The organism is Devosia sp. (assembly GCF_017307565.1).
Lineage (GTDB): Bacteria > Pseudomonadota > Alphaproteobacteria > Rhizobiales > Devosiaceae > Devosia.
On the sequence record NZ_JAFKHD010000364.1, the window covers coordinates 3,309 to 7,746 of the forward strand.

At 61.3% G+C, this 4,438-nt stretch carries 4 protein-coding genes; all 4 read left to right on the forward strand.

What is annotated here, in order from left to right:
- Positions 1-11 precede the first annotated feature (11 nt).
- Positions 12-1,022, forward strand: a complete 1,011-nt coding sequence (locus J0I64_RS15175) for an NAD(P)-dependent oxidoreductase (protein WP_291409722.1) — start codon at positions 12-14, stop codon at positions 1,020-1,022.
- Positions 1,023-1,033: 11 nt separating this feature from the next.
- Positions 1,034-2,479: an aspartate aminotransferase family protein gene (locus tag J0I64_RS15180; protein ID WP_291409724.1), complete on the forward strand. Its 1,446-nt coding sequence runs from the start codon at positions 1,034-1,036 to the stop codon at positions 2,477-2,479.
- A 23-nt stretch (positions 2,480-2,502) separates the two neighbouring features.
- Positions 2,503-3,723 (forward strand): hypothetical protein, encoded by a 1,221-nt coding sequence (locus J0I64_RS15185; protein ID WP_291409726.1) that lies wholly within the window; start codon positions 2,503-2,505, stop codon positions 3,721-3,723.
- Between the two features lie 97 nt (positions 3,724-3,820).
- On the forward strand, positions 3,821-4,438 hold a 618-nt coding region (locus tag J0I64_RS15190; protein WP_291409728.1), incomplete at its 3' end, for a hypothetical protein.

Consider the following 4,438-nt stretch of genomic DNA (forward strand, 5'->3'; position numbering starts at 1 on the left):
CGGGACGACAGATGAGACATATTATTTTCGGTGGTGATGGCTTTGTCGGAAGACACCTGGCCCCGCGCCTTCTCAAGGACGGTCACGAGGTCATCGTCGCCGACATCGTCAAGTCGGACCTGCCGCACTATCGCGACGTCCAGTTCGTCAAGACCGATGTGACGAGCGAGATCTCCGTGCGCGACCTCGGCATCAAGCCCGATGACATGGTCTATAATCTGTCGGCCAAAATGCTCTCGCCCATCCAGGTGCGGGCCAAGCGGCACGATTTCTTCTTCCCGGTGAATTACTACGGCACGGAAAATATCATTCGCGCCATGGACAAGGCCGGCGCCAATCGCCTCGTCCACTTCACCACCGACATGGTCTATGGCCACACCTATACTTGGCCGCAGAAAGAGGACCATCCCTGCGCCCCGCTCGGCGAATATGGGCTCTCCAAATACAAGACCGAGCTGCTGGCTGCCGACTGGCGCGAAAAGGGCATGAACATTTCCCTCTTTCGTCCACGCCTCATCATCGGCCCGGGGCGTCTCGGGATCCTGGCAAAGCTCTTCAAGCTGATCGATCTCAACCTGCCCGTGCCGATGATCGGCTCGGGCAAGAACCCCTACCAGTTCATCTCGGTCTTCGATTGCGCCTCGGCCGCCCACGCGGCGTTCACGGCCGGTGTGCCGAACGAGGTCTACAACCTCGGCTCGCTCAATCCCCCGACGACGCGCGAACTGCTGACCAAGCTGATCAAGCACGCCGGCTCGAAGTCGTTGCTGGTGCCGACGCCGGGTTGGGCGGTCAAGCGCACGCTTGATCTGCTCGATCTCATGAACATGCCGATCATGGACCCCGAGCAGTACCTGATCGCCGATGAGATGTGCATTCTCGACGTCTCCAAGGGCGAACGTGAACTGAGCTGGATCCCGCAATATCGCGACGAGGACATGCTCGTCGCCGCCTACACCGAATATCGCAAGAAGCTCGCCGGCGCCGAGCCGGCATCCGCACCCCAGTCCAAGGCCGCGTGAGGAGAACGCCCATGAGCAGTGTGATGAAGCTGTCCGACGCCCCGGCGCGCGCCACCAAGACGGCAAAGCCTGATCTTCTGACGGTCGAAGACGCCAAGGCGCTCGACATCAAGCGGATGAACGAACTGTTCGTCGAGCACATCAATCCCGGCCAGCTCCATTTCATGAAGCTGCTCGGCTTCCACAAGATCAAGATCGAGCGTGCCGAAGGCATGTACTATTTCGACCAGAATGGCCGAAAGATTCTCGATTTCTTCGGCGGTTTCGGTTCGCTCGCCTTCGGCCACAATCATCCGCGCATTCTCGAAGCGCGCCGGAAGTTTGCCGACGAGAAGCGCCAGGAAATCGCCATCGCTTTCCTCTCGCAATATGCGGCAGCGCTTGCGGCAAACCTCGCCGCCTGCTCGCCGGGCGATCTCGACATGGTATTTCTGGGCTCGTCGGGCTCCGAAGCCATGGAAGCCGCGCTCAAGGTGGCCGAGCGCGCCGCAGGCCCAAACCGTCCCAAGATCGTTTATGCGGAAAACTCGTTCCACGGCAAAACCAAGGGCGTGCTGTCGATCACTGACGGCGCGCTTTATCGCGGACAGTTCAAGCTAACCGACAATACCGTTCGCGTCCCTTTCGGCGACATTGACGCCATCGAGGCGGCGTTCAAATCAGATCCGGCTATTGGCACCATCGTGCTCGAAACTGTCCAGGGCGGCGGCGGCATCATCGAGGCCCAGGCCGATTTCTGGCCAAAACTTCGCGCGCTTTGCGACAAGTATGGCGTGCTCTGGGTGGCCGACGAAGTGCAGTGCGGTTTTGGCCGTACCGGCAAGTTCTACGCCTTCGAACACTATGGCGTCGTGCCCGACGTGACGGCCCTTGCCAAATCCCTCGGTGGCGGCAAGGCCGCTGTGGGCGCCATGATCGCCAGCCGTGACGTCTATATGAAGGCCTATGGCACGTCAAAGACCGCCATGATCCACGCCATGGCAACCTTCGGCGGGATCGGCGAAGCGTCCATCACCTCGATCGAAGCGCTCAACGTGCTTTATGACGAGGGCCTGATCGACAATGCCGCGGAAACCGGCGACTACCTCTTGGAAAAGCTGCGCGGGTTGCAGGCAAAACACCCAACCCTGCTCAAGGACGTGCGCGGCCGTGGCATGATGGTTGGCCTCGAGTTCCACGACTTTTCCCAGACCCTACCCCTCGTGTTGCGCCCGGTGGTGGCAGCGCTCGATGACAAGCTCAAGGGCTCCCTCCCCGGCTTCATCGGTAGCCACCTCATGCGCGACCATGGCGTACTGGTGGCCTTCACCGAATACAACCGCAACGTCATCCGTCTCGAGCCACCGCTGATCTGCGAACGCGCGCATGTCGACGAGTTCATCACTGCGCTCGACGAGGTCATGTCGCGTGGCGTGGTCAAGATCGTCACCGACTTCGTCAAGGCTCAGGTGAGCTGAAGAAAAGCAAAGGACGGGCCGAGATGACCATGACCAGCGAAGTCGATCGCAAGCGCGACCTTCGAGGCACATTGCAGGGCGCCGTTGCCGGCGCTCTCTATGGCCTGCGCCATTTTTACTGGCGCCATTCCGGTCTTTTCTCGATCGCTACGCTGACCGGCTTCGTTGCCGTATGCGTGGCGATGACCTTCCTCCGCCCTGTCTACAACTGGGATGTGCTGGCCTATCTCGGGGCGAGCGTAAAAGGCACCCTGGCCAGCGCATCCGACATTCACGCCTATGCCTATGGCATCGTCCGCGATGCCGTGCCGCCCGAGGCCTTCGCCGAGCTGACCGAAGCCGGGAGCTATCGCCTCCGCCAGTTTGCTGACCCCGATGCTTTTGTCTCGATGCTCGGCATGTATGAAATGAAGTGGCTCTATATCAGCCTGATGAAATGGCTGACGCCCATCTTCGGGGCCTATGGATCAACCTATGCCATCAATATCGGCGCGCTCCTCATCCTGACGACCTCGCTCGGCCTCTGGCTGCGCGCAACCCGGCTTTCGGGCTATGCTCCCCTCGTCGTCGCACTCCTCTTCGTGCTGCAGTTCTCGGGCTTTTACGCAACGCAGCAGCCCGATTTCCTCGGCAACGCGCTGCTGGTTGCCTCGCTGCTGTCCTTTGAGCGCAAGCGCGATGTTCAGGGCTCGGCCCTGATGGTCCTGACCATCCTGACGCGGCCCGACCAGATCGCGACGACAGGTGTGCTGATGGCCTGCGCATGGTTCCTGCGCGATCGCTCGACGCTGGTTTTTGCCCTGACGTTCCTCATTGGCCTTGGCGCCTGGCTTATCATCGGCCAGACCACCGACAGCGTCGGTTATTGGCCCCATGTGTGGTTCTCGACCTACCAGATCCAGGACACCATGGTCGGTTTCCACCCCGAATTCTCGCCCGTGGTCTATCTCACCGCGATTGGCTTCAACATCTACCGTTCGCTCTTCGACAATACATGGCTCGCCGCCTATGCGCTTGGCCTCGCCGCAGTGGGAGCGCTCTACTTCGGAACCGGCATTGCCGATCGCCGGCGGCAGGTTCTGCTCATGGCGGCGCTGCTCGCCATTGCTGCAAAATTTGTGGTCTTTCCGCTGAGCGATGGTCGCATTTACTTCGCCCAACTTGTCGTTCTGTTCCTCGTGACCTTCGCGGTCTGGGCGGGCAGGCGCTCGGGCACCGCCGATGGATACGCGGCAAGACAATGACGAACGAAATTTCTGTGCATCACGCCTGCGGCAACACTTTCGCAAAGGCGCGAAGCGCAATTACTGGGACAGGACTACCTTGGCGGATCGGCCGGATATGAGCATTTTGGTTGAACAGCGGGACGCACGCCGGCGCCGGCGCTTCCGACTGCCGAGCCGTGGCATCATGGCGGCAAGCCTCGGGGCCACCGAAGGCTTTGTGGCCGCCACTGCCAGCGTTCTCCTTGTCCTTGGCTATTCACTCCCGGTGGCGCTCGCCATGACGGCGACCGCGGGCCTTGTCTATGGCCTCTTCGCCGCGCGCGCGGCCCGCAAGTTCCTCACCTATGCCGATCTCCGCCAGCCTTTTGCGCTGCATGCGGTTTTCAGCTGGGTTGCCGCTGCCGTCCTGGCCGAACTCGTCGGCACCACGCTCTTGGACTGGACATTCAATCCCGGCGCGCCCTTCTGGCTCTGGCTGCTCCTGACCCCGATCCTGCTTCTCGTTCTGCGGTTGGGTCTTTACCGCCAGCTGGCGCGCATGCTCTCGCGCGGCCAATTGCAGGTCGAGCGTTTTGGCGTCGTCGGCGATGCTGCCTCAATCGATCGGCTGCGCGCCGATCCGCGCATCTGGCAGCAGGGCGGTCAGGTGATCACCAGCCTCGTGCTCCCCAATGGTCTCGGTGGCCCGCTGCCCTCCGCCAATGAAATCGCCGATTTCGCCCTCTCCTGCGTC